This is a genomic window from Kocuria sp. SM24M-10, assembly GCF_001027955.1.
Lineage (GTDB): Bacteria > Actinomycetota > Actinomycetes > Actinomycetales > Micrococcaceae > Kocuria > Kocuria oceani.
Window position 1 is genome coordinate 21,812 of record NZ_LDNX01000023.1, and the last position, 16,712, is coordinate 38,523.

The window sequence follows — 16,712 nt, forward strand, 5'->3', positions numbered from 1 at the left end:
CTTCCCGGTCGATGGTCGGCTGGTCGGTCAGGTCCTGCGGGTCACGGCCCCGGCCGGCTCGGTGCGCGCCGGTCCCGGTCCGCGAGCTCGGCACGGCGTGCGAGCACCTCCGGGTGGCACTGGGAGAGCACGGCGACCCCGACTATAGCAACGCCTCCCGCCAGTGCCATGAGTACGCCGGTCAGCACGGAGAAGCCGGGGCCGGCCTCGCCGAGCACCAGCAGCCCCAGGAGGACGCCCACCATCGGGTCGATGACCGTGAGACCGGCGATCACCAGGTCCGGGGGCCCGGCGGCGAAGGCGGTCTGCACGAACCACCCGCCCAGGGCCGCGGCCACCACGGCGGCACCGATCGCGAGCCAGTTGACGTCGTCCAGCGGGGTCCCGGCGCTGCCCTGGATCCGGGTGATGGTCAGCCGGACCAGCACGGCCACGAACCCGTAGAGGATCCCGGCGGCCACCACGTAGAACGTCCCGCCGAGGCCGTGGCGGAACAGCGCCGCGGCGACGCCCAGGACGCAGATGAGGACCACGAGCATGACGACCGCGGTGTGCTCCGCCCATGCCGAGATCCCGTGGGCCGGATCCGTCGCCGCGACCGCACAGGTCACGAAGACCGCGCCCCCGGCGGTGCACAGCCCGATGGCCGCCCAGGTCCTCCGGTTGATCCGCAGCCGCCGGTGACGGGCGTGCAGCAGGGTCGTGATCACCAGGGCGACGACACCGATGGGCTGGACCACCGTCACGGTGGCGAGGCCCAGGGCCGCCACGTTGAGCGCCGTGCCGAGCACGAGCAGACCCAGCCCCAGGAGCCAGCGGTGGTTGCCCAGCAGCGCCATCAGCGCTCGCGGGGTCAGCCGGTCGTGCGTGCGGTCCGCCACGGCGCTGCCCTGCTTCTGCGTGCCGACGGCCAGGCACACGGCGGAGAGCAGCGCGAGGGCCACGGCCAACCACTGGCTCACCACATCCACCGACCTGTGCTCACGCCCGGAATTCTAGCGAGACCCTCCCGGGGCCGTCCGTGTGACGCGTGGCCGCCGGGTGAACGCACGGCGAAGGCCCGGAAGCCGGTGGCTTCCGGGCCTTCGGCCGGTGTGCGCGCCCACGGGGTGTCCGTGGACGCCGTGGTCACCGGAACAGTCTGCGCAGGAAGACGAGGAACGCGCTGCTCGCCACGGCCAGGACGGTGAGCGGCTGCCAGCGCTCCCCCAGGCCGGACTGACGCGAGCCGGACCGGGTCCCGCCGCCCTGGGCCAGGAGGCTCTTGACGTCCTTGGGCGTGGTCCGGACCGTGCGGCTGGTGCGGTCCACGAAGCCCTTGGTCGTGGACTGGATGGTCTCGGCGCGGCCCTGGACGTCGTCACGCAGCGTCTTGAGGTGCTCGCGGCGCAGCTTGAGCCGGTGCCGCAGCTGCTCCTCGGTCGGCGCCGGGGGCTTCTGGCGGGCCGGGTCCTGGGCCGTCTCGCGCTGCTCCTGCTCCTTGCGCTCGCGGGCCAGCTGCTCCTCGCGCTGGACGCGGCCCTCGGTGTAGGCGGAGCCCTCCTTGACCACCCCGAGGTCGTACTTGAGCCCGAAGACGGCCTTGCGCGGGACGAGCGGCAGGGCCTTCTTGATCGTGGCCACTCCGATGAGCGCCGCGATCACCAGGATGATCAGGAACAGCACGCCCAGCAGCAGGGCCGCCAGCCACGCCGGCATCACCTGCGCCAGGCCGGCGATGGCGGCGCCGACGAGCGCGATGGTGGCCAGCAGCAGGAAGACCAGGCCGACGACGACGAAGGCCGCGCCCTTCCCGAGCGTCTTGGCCTTCTCCGTGAGCTCGATCTTCGCGAGCTGCGCCTCGTCCTTGAGCTGCTTGGGCAGCAGGCGGCCGAAGACCTTGACGACATCCAGGATTGACGCCGTCCCGGGGTCGGTGCGCTCCGCCCCCGCTCCCGAGGTGCCGCCCGTGCTGGGGCCTACCGAATGACTCATGCCCGCCTCCGTTGATGATGAGAAAAAGTACGTGGACTGAGCACCAAGCTACCATCGGGCCGCCCGCCGGAGGGCGCGCACGGGGTCGGCAGGCCTCCAGGCACCGGGCACGGTCGAGGGGCCCGACCGGTCCCCCGGCCCGGCGGCGCCGAACAGCGCGGAGACCTCTCCGCAGCGCGCCCGTCCGCCGAGGGGCCCACAGCCGCAGACCCGCGCTGTCCCGCAAAGAGCGGGCATCACAGAAGCCATTCCATGCGGCTGAATGGGAAGTGCGCAGTGTCGTGCTCTTTTGGAAGGAACCCCGCCATGACCGTCGTCACCCGCACCGCCCGTACCGCCGCGACCCCGGTGCGCGACGACGTCCTGCGCTCCCTGTCCGCCCGGGGCATCGCCGTCTCCAGCGCGGACATGCTCTCCGAGGGCCGGGAGTGGTCCGTGGTGGTCTCCGGCCGTCCGGCCGACCTGACGGAGACGGAGGTCCGGATCGCCGTGTGGAACACCGTGCTCAACCACACGGCCGTCCACGGGCTGCCCGAGCCGATCGACGGGGTCCGGATCCGCCTCGACGGCTGACACGGAGGCGGGGCGTCCTCCGCCGCTGCCGGGCCGGCGCGCCCTACAGTGTGCAGTACGTGCCTCGCCCCCCGCCCCTGCAGGAGTACTCCGTGCGCAAGAAGACCCCCCTCGCCGCCCTGGTCCTCGCCACCGGCCTTGCCCTGACCGCCTGCTCCGACGACGCCGGGGAACCGGGGGACGGGTCGTCCTCCTCCAGCGCCCCGGCCGCGTCGCCGTCCGCATCCGCCACGGCCTCCGAGGCCCCTGAGGCGTCGGAGCCCTCGGAGGAAGCGACCGCCCCGGCCCCCGAGCCGGAACCGACCCAGGTCGGGCCCGCAGACAACCCCCCAGCGGACCCGGTGGCGACGGATCCGCTGGCGGCGTTCACGGGCACGGACGCCGGCGCCCGGTTCGCCGGGGCGCTCACCGGCATCGACATCCTGGGCGGGGTCGGCGGGGGGCCTACGGTGCACCGGCTGAGCACGAACCTCTACGACCCCGGGGTCGCCGTGGACCTCTGCGAGAGCTACCGCACGGAGATGGGCATCGACCGCCAGCAGGTCGACGTCGTGGACTCCCTCGGCCAGTACCTCGCCAGCAACAGCGCCGATCCGGCGACCTGCGCCACCGCACCGGGCGCCAACCCCGGCCCCGGGGCGATCCCGGACCAGGACTTCACCTACGACGAGGCCTACGCCGCTTGGCAGTCCGGGATGCCCTACTACGACGCCTTCTGCCTGAACTACACCCCCGTCACCGACGCCGGGGTCTCCCAGTGCGAGGGCATCGAGGCCGGCACCGTCAACGCCGTCACCGGCGAGTACATCGGCGGCTGAGCTACCGTCGCGCCGGGCTCGACACCGGCCCCGGGCGCTGGCCGAGGACCCGGCCGAACGTCCGGCCCGGCTCAGCCCGTGCAGGAGATGTCCACCAGGCCGGGACGGATGATGCTGCCCACCGCGACGAGCGACTCGGTGTACCCGCGGGTGGTGCCGTCGGTAGAGGAGCAGGTCGTCGTGGAGCTGAGCCGGCCCATCTGGTCGTCCCAGAACCACGGATCGACGTACTCCTCGTGGACCATGACGGAGTGGTGGGTGCCGGTCTCCGTGTAGTAGACCCCGTCCATGGTGTACCCCTCCGAGGTGTGGGTGCCCTTGTCCTGATTGATCTGCCCACCGGTGGGCAGCACCACCCGCAGAGCCCGGCGCTCCATGGTTGCGCACAGCCTGTTGTCCAGCATGTCGTCGTAGCATTTCTCGATGCTGTACGTCTGCGCGCCATCGGTCACTGCCCCGGCCGCGTGCGCCGGCAGGGACCCGGCCACCGCCAGACCCGCCGCCCCCAGGTCCACCATGGCGAGTCGCCACCCTCGTGCACCCCGGTCCGCCTCCGTGCGTCTTCCACCGCGCGAACCGCACGGTCACCGACCCGCAGCCTCTGGCATTAGCAGAAGCGAAGATCGTGCATCCCCGTTGTGGGTGCAGACAACGGCCGCTACAGAACCGTTATCCGCGGGACTTGGACCTGGTCTCAATACGAATTCTGCAGCTGACGTCTCCTGAGTGCCGACGGAGCGAGGGCGTCTGGTCAGGAGTCGGTCCGTCCGGTAAAGGCGGGACACATAAGCCTGATTCGCGAGCGAGCAACGTGGAGGGTCTCTTCGGCAGACGGGCGGTATCGCACATGGCGGCCATCTCGCGGCACACGACTAGCCGTGACGGATTCTCTTGGGCTGTTTCGTGCTGGTCCTGGGTGGGGTCGCGACGGCCTTCACTCGGCCGGCCTTCAGCGCGCTGCCGCCTGGGGACCGAGTCTGGGGATGGATCTTCCTGGCCCTCGTGGCAGCAACCATGCTCATGGGCGTGTGGCTGCTGGTGGGCCGGTGGCGCGGTAAGCCTCTGGTGCTGTCGGAGCATCCTTGGCGCTTGGGGCTCTTCGTTGCGATGGCGTTGTTCTATCTCACCGCGTTCGTGGTGCTCGCCCGCCCCGTCCCCGGTGGGGGGAGGACGTGGGCCCAGTGGTCCTTCCCGGGTGTGCCGCCTCATTGGTGGGCCTTGCGGTGTGTGCGTTGTTCGTGCCTGCCGATTCCGAGGCGCCGCGACGGAAGGGACCGCTGCGTTTCACTCCTGCCGGGCGGAGGAAGGCGCACAGGCTCTGGCTGCTGGTGGGTGCTGGCAGCGTGACACTCATCCTGGCGGGCCTAGGCCTGGGGCACTGGGTGCACCCCTGGTTCGCCGAGACCTTCCTCGGGCCGGGCATCCTGGGCGTGGGTGTGACCGCGGTGATGGCGCTCGGGGTCAGCAGGGCGGCGCCCGTGGACGAGGAGGACGCGTCGACCTCAGCATCCGGGGAGGCGGTGAAAGAGCGGGGCAGCTGATCCTCAGACAGGGGGGTCCTGGTGCAGTCGTCTCAGGTTGGTGAGCGTGGTCGCCAGCAGCAACAGAGGGACCAGCGTGGCCTCGGTGCGGTCGTAGCGGATCCCCAGGCGCTTGAAGCGCAGCAGCCAGGAGATCGTGCGCTCCACCGCCCAGCGGTGCCGACCCAGGTGGGTCTTGTCCTCGATCTCCCGCCGGGCAATGCGCACCTTGATGCCGCGACGGTGCAGGTAGCGCCGGCACCTCGGGTAGTCGTAACCCTTGTCCGCGTGCAGCTTCTCCGGACGCCGCCGAGGGGCGGCCGAGGAGTCCTCGGCGACCGCACACCCCCGGGTTGGTCTCCAGCAGTGGTTCGAAGAGTCGACTGTCGTGGACGTTTGCCGCCGAAGCCAGCACGTGCAACGGCAGGCCCTGGGCGTCGGTGAGCAGGTGGTACTTCGTCCCCGGCTTCCCGCGGTCAGTGGGGTTCGGGCCAGTCAGCTCCCCCTTTGGCCCGCACCGACACCGCGTCGATGCTGGCCCGCGACCAGTCCAAGAACTGCGCTTCGGCGAGCTTCTCGAGCAGGGTGCGATGCAGCATCGCCCAGACCCCGGCCTCCCGCCAAGCCCGCGGTCGACGCCAGGCGGTGTGCCCAGACCCGCAGCCCAACGCCAGGGGCAGATCCCGCCACCGGCACCCGGTGTGCAGCACGAACAGGATGCACTTCACAGCGGCCCGGTCATCGATCTGCGGCCTGCCACCGGGACCTCGAGGCCGTGGTGGCGGTGGGAGCAACCGAGCAATGAGTTCCCACAGCTGGTCATCGACCATCCACTGCTGCTTCCTCGTGGCCATGCCGGCACTCTCAGCGAAGCACGCCCACCCGAACAGCGACCGGCCAGATTCCGAGGCCAGATCCTAATGGAACGTCCTGCCCTCAAAGATGAACACCAACTCACTCACCTTGTAAGCCCGCACGTCGGGATCACCGAGGCGGAGCCGGGTGCCGGGATCCTCTCCTGCTGGAGAGGTCACCGGGACGGTTCAGCGGCATCGCCGTCCTGGGTGGCGCCCGTTGATCCGGGTGCGTGAAGGGTGCCCCACCGGTTGGACCGGTGGGGCACCCCGGCTGCACTTGCTGCCTCCTGTCACCCCGGAGAGCAGCTACCGTCGCTCGGCGTGCACGATATCGGGATCAGGAGTGACGCTCCTTGTCCCAGTCCTTGCCGTCGTGGTCCTTGCCGTCGTGGTCCTTGCCGTCGTGGTCCCTGCCGTCGTGGTCCCTGCCGTCGTGGTCCTTGCCGTCGTGGTCCTTGTCCCAGTCCTTGCCGTCGTGGTCCTTGCCGTCGTGGTCCTTGTCCCAGTCCTTGCCGTCCCGGTCGGAGGATGGCTTGTGGTGACCGTTGCGGTCCTTGCCGTCCTTGTCGTAGCCGTCGCGGTTATAGCCGTCGCGGTCGTAGCCCTTCTTGCTGTAGCCCTCACGGTCGTAGCCGTCGCGGTCGTAGCCCTTCTTGCTGTAGCCCTCACGGTCGTAGCCGTCGCGGTCATAGCCCTTCTTGTTGTACCCGTCGCGGTCGTACCCGTCCTTGTCGTACCCGTGGCGGTCGTAGCCGGCCTTGTCGTAGCGGCTCTTGCCCTCCTTGTGCGCGCCCTTGTCCCGGTCCTTGTGCTCGACCTGGTGGTACCCCGAGCCATTGCGATGATCACTGCCGTTGGAGTGAGCGGCGGCGGGGCTCGCCAGTGAGCCCAGCGTCAGCGCCCCGGCCACGGCGGATGTCATCAGCGTCTTCTTCAGGTTCATTCTTGTTCCCCCAAGATGATTTTCGATGCGAAGTATGATGATCTGAATACAGATTCATCTTGTCGGTCCAACTTCGGACCCACCTTTACGAAGGCAATTTCACCGTAGGCAGGCTCCTCATAGTGGTTCAAGGGCGATTGCAAGATGAGGGCCAGATTCAGGATGTGACGTGCATCATGCACTTGCATTGGAACCCCGGAGTGATTGGATGTATGGGCTCCTGATCCTCAATGGCGGGGCGGGCTTTGTCGTGCCGTATCCGCTCGAGGGGTAGGACACGGTGCGTCGCATTTCCGGCACGCTGGTGCCGTTCTGGTTGGGTGGGTGCATGAGCAAACGACACGGTGGTCAGGCCGGCCTGGCGGTGACCCTCGCACTGCTGATCGGGCTGGGGGTCTCCGCCTGCTCGGACGAGGCTCCGCAGGAACCGTCACCGGTCCCGTCCTCCAGCGCTACGGGGACTCCCGCGCCTGTCCCTTCCCCGGGCGAGGGCGTATCCCTGCCCCCGGCCGGGGCGGCCTTCGACTACCAGCTCGGCGGCGCCTACGAGCCGCCCCCGGGCGTGGAGGTGGTCGTGCGCGACAGCACGGCCGACCCCGCCCCGGAGGCCTACTCCATCTGCTACGTCAACGGCTTCCAGACCCAGCCCGGGGACCACTGGCCCGAGGAGCTGCTGGTGCACGAGGACTCCGGGGAACCGCTGGTGGACCCGAACTGGCCCGACGAGCACCTCCTCGACATCTCCACCCCCGCCAACCGCGAGGACATCGCCCACCGCCAGGCCGACACGATCGCCCGATGCGCGCAGGCCGGCTACCAGGCGGTCGAGTTCGACAACCTCGACTCCTACACCCGCTCCGAGGGACGGCTGGAGCTCGACGACGCCGTCGCCCACGCGAAGCTGCTCGTGGAGAAGGCCCACGAGGAGGGCCTGGCCGCCGCGCAGAAGAACACCGCCGAGCTCGCCACGCGCGGGCGGGAGGAGATCGGCTTCGACTTCGCCGTGACCGAGGAGTGCGACCGCTGGGAGGAGTGCGAGGACTTCGCGGCGGTCTACGGGGCACACGTGCTCAACATCGAGTACACCGACGACCTCCGCGGTGAGCCCGCCGAGATCTGCGCCCGCGAGTCCACCCCGGAGAGCACGATCATCCGGGACCGCGAGCTGGTGCCCGACGGCGAGCAGGAGCACGCCTACCGTAGCTGTTGAGCGGTTGGGACGGGCAGCTGGCCAGCACCCAGGCGAGGAAGAGTACGGGGAGCGCACATTCCTGTCCGACAGCGACGTGCACAGCAAACGGACCGCGTCCAACTGGGCACCAGGTCATACCCACCGCCCCGGTTCACCTGGCGCTCTCCAACGGCATCCCCACGTGCGCTTCCTGGCCTCGAAGGCTCGCAGCCCGGGTAGTACGCTCCTCCTGCCCGCCTGCCCGCCTGCCCGCCTGCACCGTCTTCGCCGCGGTGACCGCCCTCCGGCCGAGGCTGCTCAGCCGAATCATCAACCAGATCTGGAAGCCCCGGGCGCGCGCCCGTCCGATCAATCGGCACCGTGAGACAGGATGTTATGGGTCCTGCTTCATCTCATCGCACTGCAGTTCGGGGAGGTCCTCCACGGGGAAATCCGGTGGCCACTTCCTGGAGGGGTGGTAACAGACGGATTCACGGTGATGGGGGTAGGCGCCATTGTCGGACGGCAGGGTAGCGGGGGACAAGTCGGTCCCGTAGAACTTCCTGCTTTTCAAGACGGCCTTGCTCAGGTCGACGTCCGACAAGGTGGCGCCTGAGGTCTGCTTCGTAGGAGTTTGTCCCTTCCGTCCACCGGACCGACTCCCACTTCGACCTGCGCGGATTGGCTGCGTTGAAGCAGGCACCGGTGATGGTGGCGATGAACAACCGGGACTCTCGTAGGTCGGTTCCTCCGAGGACGCCGCCGCTCAACAGCGCCAGTTCCAGAAGTGCCCCGGAGAGGTCGGCGCCTTAGAGATTGGCTTGGGTGAAGTCGGTGTAGTACAGATCGGCGCCCGACATCTCCGCCGCGGTGAAGTTGGCTTGTTGTCATCGCAGACCGCCGAGGTTGCGTTTCGTCAGGTCGATGCCGAGGAACGGTGAGAGCGGAGCACGGTTGTCAGCGGCTTGTTCACGCACGAAGCGGAGGTTCTCACGCCGGTCGGCTTCGTCTTCCTGACGGTCGTCGGTCAGCGCCTGGCAGAAGATGGTCAGCGTGAATGCGAGAAGCGCGATGAGGACGTCCTGAAGTGTGACGTGGAAGCCCTGGATGGCTTCTGCGCCATGAGCCCTTGGCGGCGGTCTTGCCCACGGAGACTTCCGCTGCCCATGTTCTGAGCGTAGAGGGGCGGCGGGGAGCCTCCCCCGCGTTGGCCGAGGGAGTTACGGACTTGCTGCCGGCCCTGTACTGCGTATCGGTCGCTCCCCGCCGGAGCGTCCGAGGCAGATCGCGGCGACATCGCCGGGTCCGGGGACGCGCCGCACACATGGGAGGGGCAGGGCCGATGGGTCCTACCCAGGTCGCCGATTTCCTTGAGGAGACCACCTGTGTCTGTCACCGTCGTCGCCGGCCGCCACGCCCTGTAGACCCTGTGTCTGGCGCACGAGCTCTAGTCCACCGGGGCCACCCCGACGGTCGCCGAAGCGCTGATGCTCGGTTCCTGGACCGGGTGGGGCATCCTTTCCCCGCGTTCGCCCCGTACCGCTTGTGGACCCGGACGCACGATGAGCTGGTGGAGCCGCTGGATGCGCCCCGGTTCCACGAGGCCGCCACCGGCCTGGACGTCTCGTTCTTCAACCCTCAGTTCGCCGTGGACGCGGTGTGGGAGCCGCTGATCACTGCCGGGTTCACCGGTGGGTGCTCGAGCCCGGGTGCGGCACCGGGGCGATGGTCACAAGAGCCCCGAAAGGGCTGGACACCGACTTCCACGGCATCGAGCATGACACCACCTCGGCGGCGAGCGACGCCGAGCTCGACGCGTTGCATCCCGACTACGACGAGATCCCGTGGGACACCCTGTGGGGACTTGTGGAGAAGCACCACCGGCACGGTGAAGGAGCAGGCGCGTGACGACACCCCCGACCCACGGGCCTTTGAAATACGTGCCGGCCGAGATCGACCCGCAACGCGATCACGCCGCTGTCATCGTGGGGCGGTGGCCGCTACGGACCTCCCCCCTGGCGGCGGAACCACAACGCCGCTATCGCCTTCTTCGGCGACCTGACGGAAGAATACGCCTGGGCGGTGAGCGAGCACAGGCGGGCCGCGGTGGACACCCTCGCCCTGACCGGGCGCGAGGATGCCGTCCGGCTGGTCCGACGCATCCTGGCGGAGTAGTCCAACACCGCAGCCCAAGACATTGACCCTCACCTGACCCTCGACGGACAGCCCGCCCAGGGGGACCACCTGCCATGGCTGCGACGGGTGGTTGTCGAGTCCCTGCCCACCGTCTCCGTGCTCGCCTTGGACGCGGTGGCACTACGAGACCAGATCGACTCATACGGCTTCACCCAGCGCTGTTACGACCTGCTGACCAGCCCCTGGCGCCAGGCCATCGGCCCGGCACACTCCGACGACGAGAAGATCCGCTCGTGAGCACCACCGACACCATCGGCCCACAAACACCCCAGATCGAAGCGGTATTCGCCACCAGCCAGCACCTCGCCCCCGGTGACCTGCAGCTGCTGATCCAGGTGGGAATGCAGATGCAGGAAGAGGACGCAGTGGGCGCCTTCGGCCGCGCCGTGGCCGCCCTGGAGGCGGCCGGGCACGAGGAAATTCTGGGAGACGTCTCCGACACGATGCAGGTCATCCACGAGATCCTCGCCGAGGAGCTACTGCCGGAGTGGTTCAGCCCCTAGGAGACCGCCGGCACAGGACGAGCAACTGCTCTCCAGCAGCTCACCGCCACCGTGGCCGCCGCCACCGTCGGCGTTGTCGGAACCCTGACGGCCCGCGACCTGATCGAGGCGGACGGATTCACTGCTGCCGACTACCGGCTGCTGACCCGCGCCTGGCCCACCGTGATCGGTCCTCCCCATCCGGATGATGCGGAGACCGCCATGTGAGCGAGTCGCTGCCCGACTGAGTTCGACCCCGCCACCACCCGGTGCACGAGGATAAGGTGCCGGCCGAGGCGGGATGCACCCGGTCGAGATGAAAGCCGTGCGCGAGGTCCAGGACTTCCCCCGCGAAGACCGCGCCGCCTCCCTGAACTCCTCGCCGCGCCGCGTGGCCGATTGAGAGTCCGGGCGCCGGCCGATCCCAGACGGAGCGCGTGCTGAAGTTGAGCCAATGGAAGCCTAGACCGCCGAGGGCGTCGGGCAGCTCGCCGGGGACCTGCTCGAGCACGATGGGGAAGGCAAGGTCCTCGAGGTCTACGACCGCGGCACCGACATGTCAGCCCTCGACCTGCCTGACGCCCCGCTGGTTCCCACCGCCCGGTGGTGGCGGACCGTCACATGCCGGATTGCCGAGCCCGTGCCAGGCTTGCGAATCACCGAAGCTCGCAGAAAGTAGCCGTTCATGAAAGCGCAAGGACCGATGGAGCCCGTTGATCATGTCCTGACCGGCCCACGTCCAGGCACGAGCGGAAGGGCCACCACGTCTGGCCGTCGAGATTGTTATGGTCTGGGGCCGTTGATCGCCGTCGTGAATGCTCTTGTCGAGGGCCGCGCCCATGGACGATGCCCCGCAATAATCCGTCGACGTGCGGTTACCCCCGGTAAGTCCACCTAGACTGCTCCCTGTGCAGTAGCAAAGTGCACGAGCTTTCCGGTCCCCCACCCGGGCGCCCGCTCCTCCCCCGATCCCTGGAGCCCTCGCATGTCTCGCACCCCCGCCTCCCCCCGTGCCCACCTCCTGCTCGTCGGCGCTCTGACCACCGGCCTGTTCATGCCCCTGGCCGGGGCTGCTCCAGCGGCAGCGGTCACCACAGCCGGGCAGCACCAACTGGTCCCCGCCTACTTCTACCCCGTCGACGGCCCCAATCCGTGGGCGCAGCTGTGCGCCAGCCCCGCCGGGTCCACGGTGATCGCCAACCCCAACAGCGGGCCCGGCGATAGCTTCCTCCCCGAGTACGCCGAGGTCATCGACGACTGCCGCGCGTCCGGGCACGATGTCATCGGCTACGTCGGGACCGACTACACCGAGCGGCCCCTGGCGCAGGTGAAGGCCGAGATCGACCGCTACAGCGACTTCTACGGTGTAGAGGGCATCTTTCTCGACGAGATGAGCAGCGAAGGCGATCCGGCCACCAAGGCGTACTACGCCGAACTGCGCGACTACATCAAGGACAAGGGCGCCGATCGCACGGTGGTCGTCAACCCGGGCTGGGCCGATGCGACCACCGCTTGGCACGCCGAGGTCGCTGACATCGTGGTGGCCTTCGAGAACACCGCTGCCGCCTACCATCGGTGGACCGCTCCCGAGTGGACGCTGCGGGCCCCGGCCGGGAAGATCGGCCACCTCGTCCACACCACCAGCGGCGCCGAGGCGGCCCGCGTGCACGAGCTGTCAGTGCAGCGCAACGCCGGAAACGTCTACGTCACAGACGATGTGATGACCAACCCGTGGGACACGCTGTCCTCCTACTGGGCCCCGGGATCGACCCCTGCCGCCCCGGAGAAACCCACCTACACCGCCCCGATCACCTCGCCGTTCCGAGACGTGCGCACCGACCACCTCTTCTACGAGGAGATTGCCTGGCTGGCCTCCGAGGGGATCTCCACCGGCTGGGACGCCGGCCAGGGCGTCAAGACCTTCCGTCCAGACGCCCGCGTGAACCGCGACGCGATGGCCGCCTTCCTCTACCGGCAGGCCGGCTCCCCGGAGTTCATCGCCCCGGCGGTTTCCCCTTTCCAGGATGTCCGCACCGACCACCTCTTCTATAAGGAGATCGCCTGGCTGGCCTCCGAGGGGATCTCCACCGGCTGGGGCGAGGGCAAGGGCGTCAGGACCTTCCGCCCCGACGCTCCGGTGACCCGTGGCGCGATGGCGGCGTTCCTGTACCGCCAGGCCGGCTCACCCGAGTACACCACCCCGGCGGTCTCCCCGTTCCAGGACGTGGCCACCACCCAGCAGTTTGCCAAGGAGATGTTGTGGCTGGCTTCCGAGGGGATCTCCACCGGCTGGGACGAAGGTGGCAACACCCGCACCTTCCGTGCGTTCACCCCAGTTACCCGTGACGCGATGGCGGCGTTCCTCTACCGCCTGGCTCCGATGCTTTAGCCCTTGCCCCGGCAGCCTCCCTGACCGACCCGTCCCGCACACCCGTAGGGCGGGTCCGCCCCTTTCCCCGTGCCGCGGTCGGTGCGTCCGCTCTTGTGCGGTCCCGGCGCAGACATCCCACTCTGCCTGCGCGTTTGCCTGCGCTATGGGCACGCGAAAAGCCCCACCGGCGTTTCCGCTGGTGGGGGCCTTCTGTGCTGCTCCCCCGACTGGACTCGAACCAGTAACCCTTCGATTAACAGTCGAATGCTCTGCCAATTGAGCTACGGGGGACCGTGCACGCACGCGTACAACGAGCCACCACTGTACCGTCCCGGGCGGGGTTCGACAAATTGCGAGCCCGGCGCGCCGCTCAGTCCTGGCGCAGGCTGCGCCGCTGCATCTCCAGCTCCAGCAGCTCGCGCTGGAGCTGCTGGTAGCGCTCCCGCTGCCCGGCGGGGTCCGTGCGCTGCAGCTCGGCGAGCCGGTCGGACTTGCGCCGGTTGATCTGCAGCTCGAAGAGCCGGTTGAGGATGTCCGCCGTGTAGCGCTCCAGCTGCTGCTGGGTGGTGGCCGGCAGCGGGGTCACGGCGAGCTCGGCGAGGAAGCCGTGCAGCGGTTCGGGCAGGTGCCCGCGCACGGCGTCCACCCACACCTGGCCGCCGGGCACCCCGGCGCCGTCGCCGAGGAGTCCCGCGCGGGCGGCGAGCACGGCGTCGTGCACGGCGCCGTGCACGGGGTAGCGGAAGACGCTGAGGCCGAACTCCTCCCAGTGCCGCTCCAGCATCAGGTCCGGGCACTGGATCACGGTCTCGAGCGCCTCGCGCTCCATCCGGGCCACCGGTTCGCGCGGATCGGGCAGCTCCACGGCGGGCGGGCCGGAGGTCTCGGGCTCCTGCCGCGGGGGCTCCGCCCGCCCCTCCCGGGGGGCGCGGCCGGCGGCGTCGACGGCGCGCTGGACCTCGGCGGGGTCCAGGCCGAGCCAGCCCGCGAGCTGGCGGGCGTAGGCGGGGCGCAGGGAGCGGTCCCGGATCCGCGCCACGATGGGCGCGCACGCCCGCATGGCCCGGATCCGGCCCTCGATGGTGTCGAGGTCGTAGTTCTTCAGCGTGGCCCGGATGGCGAACTCGAACAGGGGCCGGCGGTTCTCCACCAGCTCGGCCACGGCGGCGTCGCCGCGGGCCAGCCGCAGGTCGCACGGGTCCATCCCGTGGGGCTCGACCGCCACGTAGGTCTGGGCCACGAACTTCTGGTCCTCCTCGAACGCGCGCAGGGCTGCCTTCTGCCCGGCGGCGTCGCCGTCGAAGGTGAAGACCACCTCGCCCCCGCCGCCGTCGTCGGAGAGGAAGCGGCGGACGATCTTGATGTGCTCGGGGCCGAAGGCGGTGCCGCACGTGGCCACGGCCGTGGTCACCCCGGCCAGGTGGCAGGCCATGACGTCCGTGTAGCCCTCGACGACGACGAGCCGGCGCTGCCTGGCGATCTCCCGCTTGGCGAGGTCGATCCCGTAGAGCACCTGGGACTTCTTGTAGAGCGCCGTCTCGGGCGTGTTGAGGTACTTGGGGCCGGGGTCGTCGTCGTCGAGCTTGCGGGCGCCGAAGCCGATGACCTCGCCGGCGACCGCGCGGATCGGCCACACCAGCCGCCCGCGGAAGCGGTCGTAGAGCCCGCGGTTGCCCTCGGAGAACATCCCGGTGAGCTTGAGCTCCTGGTCGGTGAAGCCGCGCTCGCGCAGGTGCTTGAGCAGGTGGTCCCAGCCGCGCGGGGCGTAGCCCACCCCGTAGCGCTTGGCCGCCTCGCCGTCGAAGCCCCGCTCCCCCAGGAACTGCTGGGCGGGGGCGGCCTGGCGGGTGTAGAGGTGGCGCTGGAAGAACTCGGCGGCGACCTTGTGCGCGTCCAGCAGCCGCTGGCGGCGCCCGACCTCCTCCTTCTTCGGCCCCGAGCCCTGCTCGTAGTGCAGCTCGTAGCCCACGCGGGCGGCGAGCTTCTCCACCGTCTCCGCGAACGTGGTGTGGTCGATGTTCATCAGGAACGCGATGACGTCCCCGGACTCGTCGCAGCCGAAGCAGTGGTAGGTCCCCATCTGCGGCCGGACGTGGAAGGACGGCGAGCGCTCGTCGTGGAAGGGGCACAGGCCCTTCCAGGAGCCGATGCCGGCGCTCTTGAGGGTGACGTAGCCGTCGACGATCTCCTTGATGTCGGTGCGCGCGCGCACCTCGTCGATGTCCTCGCGTCTGATCAGTCCTGCCACGGGAACAGTCTAGGCGCGCCGCCCGACGCGCCCGGCCGGACCCCGGCGGCGGTGCAGTGCCGCCGGGGTCCGGCCGGTGCAGTGCCGCCGGGGCCGTTGGTGCGGCCCCGGGCGCGGCGGGGCTCAGCGGGCGGTCTCGCGCAGCTCCTGGCGGGTCTTCGTGCCGGCCAGGGCCAGCCCGCCCAGGCCGCCCACCGCGGCGAAGGCGAAGAAGCCCCAGGGATAGGCCAGCCCGGCGGTCAGCAGTGTCCCGCCGATGATGGGCCCGGAGATCGCCCCGAGCCGGCCCACGCCGGCGGACATGCCCAGGGCCGTGGCGCGCACCCGCGGCGGGTGGTTGGCCGCGGTGAACGCGTAGACGAGCACCTGGGAGGAGAAGACGAAGAAGCCGGTGACGAGGACCAGGGCGTAGATCCCGAGCAGGGGCAGCCGGATCGCCAGCGCCGCCAGCAGCGCCGCCGAGCCGAGGAACCAGACGATGCCCGCCACCCGCGGGGTGATCCGGTCGGCCACCCGGCCGGCGACGGCCAGGCCGAGGATGGCGCCCACGTTGAGGATGAGCAGGAAGCCGAGGGAGTTGCCGAGGTCGTACTCGGCGGCGCGCATGATCTGCGGGAGCCAGGTGTTGAGCCCGTAGACCAGCAGCAGGCCCATGAAGGAGGCCACCCAGATCGCCACGGAGTTGCGGCGCCAGCCCGGGGCCAGCAGCATCCTGGCGCCGGCCTTCTCGGCCTGCTCCTCCGCCGCGGAGCGGTGGGCGATCTCCAGGCCGTAGTGCTCGGCCACCGCGCGGGCCTCGGCGGCGCGGCCCTGCGATGCGAGCCAGGACGGGGACTCGGGCAGGAGGACGACCATCAGCGGCACGAGGACGAGGGCCGGCAGGGCGCCCAGGACGAACATCTCCTGCCAGCCGAACTGGCGGACCACGGCGATGGCGACCGCCGCGGTGAGCACGGCGCCCACGTGGTAGCCGGTCATCACCAGCGTGGTGGCGTTGGCGCCCCGCCCGCGGCGGGCGAACTCCGTGACCATCGCGATGGCGGTGGGCAGGCATCCGCCCAGGCCCAGGCCCGCGAGGAAGCGCAGGAGGCCGAAGACGAGCACGTTCGGGGAGAAGGCCGCGGCGAAGGTCAGCAGGGAGAACAGGACCACGGCGCCGATGAGCATCCTGCGGCGGCCGAGCAGGTCGGTGAGGTAGCCCATCGCGAGGGCGCCGATCATCATGCCCAGGAGCCCGGCGGTGGCCACGGCGGTGCCCTGGGCGGTGGTCATGCCCAGGGCGCCGTTCTCGAGCATGGACGGCAGCACCGCGCCCAGGACCACGGCGTCGAAGCCGTCGAGCAGCACCGCCGTCCAGCACAGCGGCGCCACCCAGGCGCGGGAGCGGAGCACGGGCGCGGGACGCCCGGCGGGGGTGGACGCCGCGCGCGCGGCGGACCCGGGAAAGGAGCTCATGGCGTTAAGACCTTCTGTGAGGAGGAGCACAGGTCCGACGATTCTAGGAAGCGCCCGCCGGGGAGACCCAGCTCACATCCGTTGAACGGGATGCTCGGTGCCGC

15 protein-coding genes, 1 tRNA gene and 2 pseudogenes are annotated in these 16,712 nt (G+C 69.9%); 9 read left to right on the forward strand and 9 right to left on the reverse strand.

What is annotated here, in order from left to right:
• Positions 1-41: 41 nt before the first annotated feature.
• Positions 42-962: a DMT family transporter gene (locus ABL57_RS02555; protein ID WP_047801903.1), complete on the reverse strand. Its 921-nt coding sequence runs from the start codon at positions 960-962 to the stop codon at positions 42-44.
• Positions 963-1,128: 166 nt separating this feature from the next.
• Positions 1,129-1,974, reverse strand: coding sequence for a phage holin family protein (locus ABL57_RS02560; RefSeq protein WP_047801876.1), 846 nt, complete (start codon positions 1,972-1,974; stop codon positions 1,129-1,131).
• A gap of 306 nt (positions 1,975-2,280) precedes the next feature.
• Here ABL57_RS02560 and ABL57_RS02565 point away from each other — a divergent pair, with 306 nt between their 5' ends.
• Together ABL57_RS02565 and ABL57_RS02570 are read left to right on the forward strand one after the other, a co-directional pair.
• A complete protein-coding gene (locus ABL57_RS02565) occupies positions 2,281-2,547 on the forward strand; it encodes a hypothetical protein (protein ID WP_047801877.1) in 267 nt (88 codons plus the stop codon).
• Between the two features lie 59 nt (positions 2,548-2,606).
• Positions 2,607-3,365, forward strand: coding sequence for a hypothetical protein (locus ABL57_RS02570; RefSeq protein ID WP_152683252.1), 759 nt, complete (start codon positions 2,607-2,609; stop codon positions 3,363-3,365).
• Positions 3,366-3,436: 71 nt separating this feature from the next.
• Here the strand turns inward: ABL57_RS02570 and ABL57_RS02575 are convergent, their stop codons facing one another.
• On the reverse strand, positions 3,437-3,883 hold the full coding sequence (locus ABL57_RS02575) for a hypothetical protein (RefSeq protein WP_047801879.1): 447 nt from the start codon (positions 3,881-3,883) through the stop codon (positions 3,437-3,439).
• A gap of 825 nt (positions 3,884-4,708) precedes the next feature.
• On the opposite strand from ABL57_RS02575, the gene ABL57_RS02580 reads away from it, so the two are divergent.
• A complete protein-coding gene (locus tag ABL57_RS02580) occupies positions 4,709-4,906 on the forward strand; it encodes a hypothetical protein (protein WP_152683253.1) in 198 nt (65 codons plus the stop codon).
• A 3-nt stretch (positions 4,907-4,909) separates the two neighbouring features.
• On the opposite strand, the pseudogene ABL57_RS21060 reads toward ABL57_RS02580, so the two are convergent.
• A pseudogene (locus tag ABL57_RS21060) lies at positions 4,910-5,715 on the reverse strand (IS5 family transposase).
• Between the two features lie 364 nt (positions 5,716-6,079).
• Entirely contained in the window at positions 6,080-6,685 is a 606-nt protein-coding gene (locus ABL57_RS21065; RefSeq protein ID WP_082157177.1) for a hypothetical protein, read from the reverse strand.
• Positions 6,686-7,013: 328 nt separating this feature from the next.
• Between ABL57_RS21065 and ABL57_RS02600 the strand changes: the two genes are divergently transcribed.
• The gene (locus ABL57_RS02600; RefSeq protein WP_152683254.1) at positions 7,014-7,895 is read left to right on the forward strand and encodes an endo alpha-1,4 polygalactosaminidase; all 882 of its coding nucleotides are present in this window, start codon (positions 7,014-7,016) and stop codon (positions 7,893-7,895) included.
• A 770-nt stretch (positions 7,896-8,665) separates the two neighbouring features.
• Here the strand turns inward: ABL57_RS02600 and ABL57_RS23460 are convergent.
• Positions 8,666-8,731 (reverse strand): annotated as a pseudogene (locus ABL57_RS23460) (pentapeptide repeat-containing protein); the annotation flags it as partial.
• A gap of 820 nt (positions 8,732-9,551) precedes the next feature.
• On the opposite strand from ABL57_RS23460, the gene ABL57_RS02620 reads away from it, so the two are divergent.
• The 5 genes from ABL57_RS02620 to ABL57_RS23465 all read left to right on the forward strand — a co-directional run bounded on the left by ABL57_RS02620 (position 9,552) and on the right by ABL57_RS23465 (position 12,923).
• On the forward strand, positions 9,552-9,764 hold the full coding sequence (locus ABL57_RS02620) for a hypothetical protein (protein WP_160310765.1): 213 nt from the start codon (positions 9,552-9,554) through the stop codon (positions 9,762-9,764).
• A 354-nt stretch (positions 9,765-10,118) separates the two neighbouring features.
• Entirely contained in the window at positions 10,119-10,289 is a 171-nt protein-coding gene (locus ABL57_RS22160; RefSeq protein WP_160310766.1) for a hypothetical protein, read from the forward strand.
• On the forward strand, positions 10,286-10,555 hold the full coding sequence (locus tag ABL57_RS02625; protein WP_047801885.1) for a hypothetical protein: 270 nt from the start codon (positions 10,286-10,288) through the stop codon (positions 10,553-10,555). Before ABL57_RS22160 ends, ABL57_RS02625 begins: the two co-directional genes overlap by 4 nt.
• 51 nt (positions 10,556-10,606) lie before the next feature.
• On the forward strand, positions 10,607-10,762 hold the full coding sequence (locus tag ABL57_RS22165; protein ID WP_160310767.1) for a hypothetical protein: 156 nt from the start codon (positions 10,607-10,609) through the stop codon (positions 10,760-10,762).
• Positions 10,763-11,519: 757 nt separating this feature from the next.
• Positions 11,520-12,923, forward strand: coding sequence for a spherulation-specific family 4 protein (locus ABL57_RS23465; RefSeq protein WP_053004696.1), 1,404 nt, complete (start codon positions 11,520-11,522; stop codon positions 12,921-12,923).
• A gap of 200 nt (positions 12,924-13,123) precedes the next feature.
• Here ABL57_RS23465 and ABL57_RS02635 read toward each other — a convergent pair.
• The 3 genes from ABL57_RS02635 to ABL57_RS02645 form a co-directional block, all read right to left on the reverse strand.
• Positions 13,124-13,196: transfer RNA gene (locus ABL57_RS02635), tRNA-Asn, on the reverse strand.
• Between the two features lie 79 nt (positions 13,197-13,275).
• Positions 13,276-15,153, reverse strand: coding sequence for a DNA primase (gene dnaG, locus ABL57_RS02640; RefSeq protein WP_047801886.1), 1,878 nt, complete (start codon positions 15,151-15,153; stop codon positions 13,276-13,278).
• A 123-nt stretch (positions 15,154-15,276) separates the two neighbouring features.
• Complete coding sequence (locus ABL57_RS02645; RefSeq protein ID WP_082157178.1) at positions 15,277-16,608, reverse strand: aromatic acid/H+ symport family MFS transporter; 1,332 nt, start codon at positions 16,606-16,608, stop codon at positions 15,277-15,279.
• Positions 16,609-16,712 lie beyond the last annotated feature (104 nt).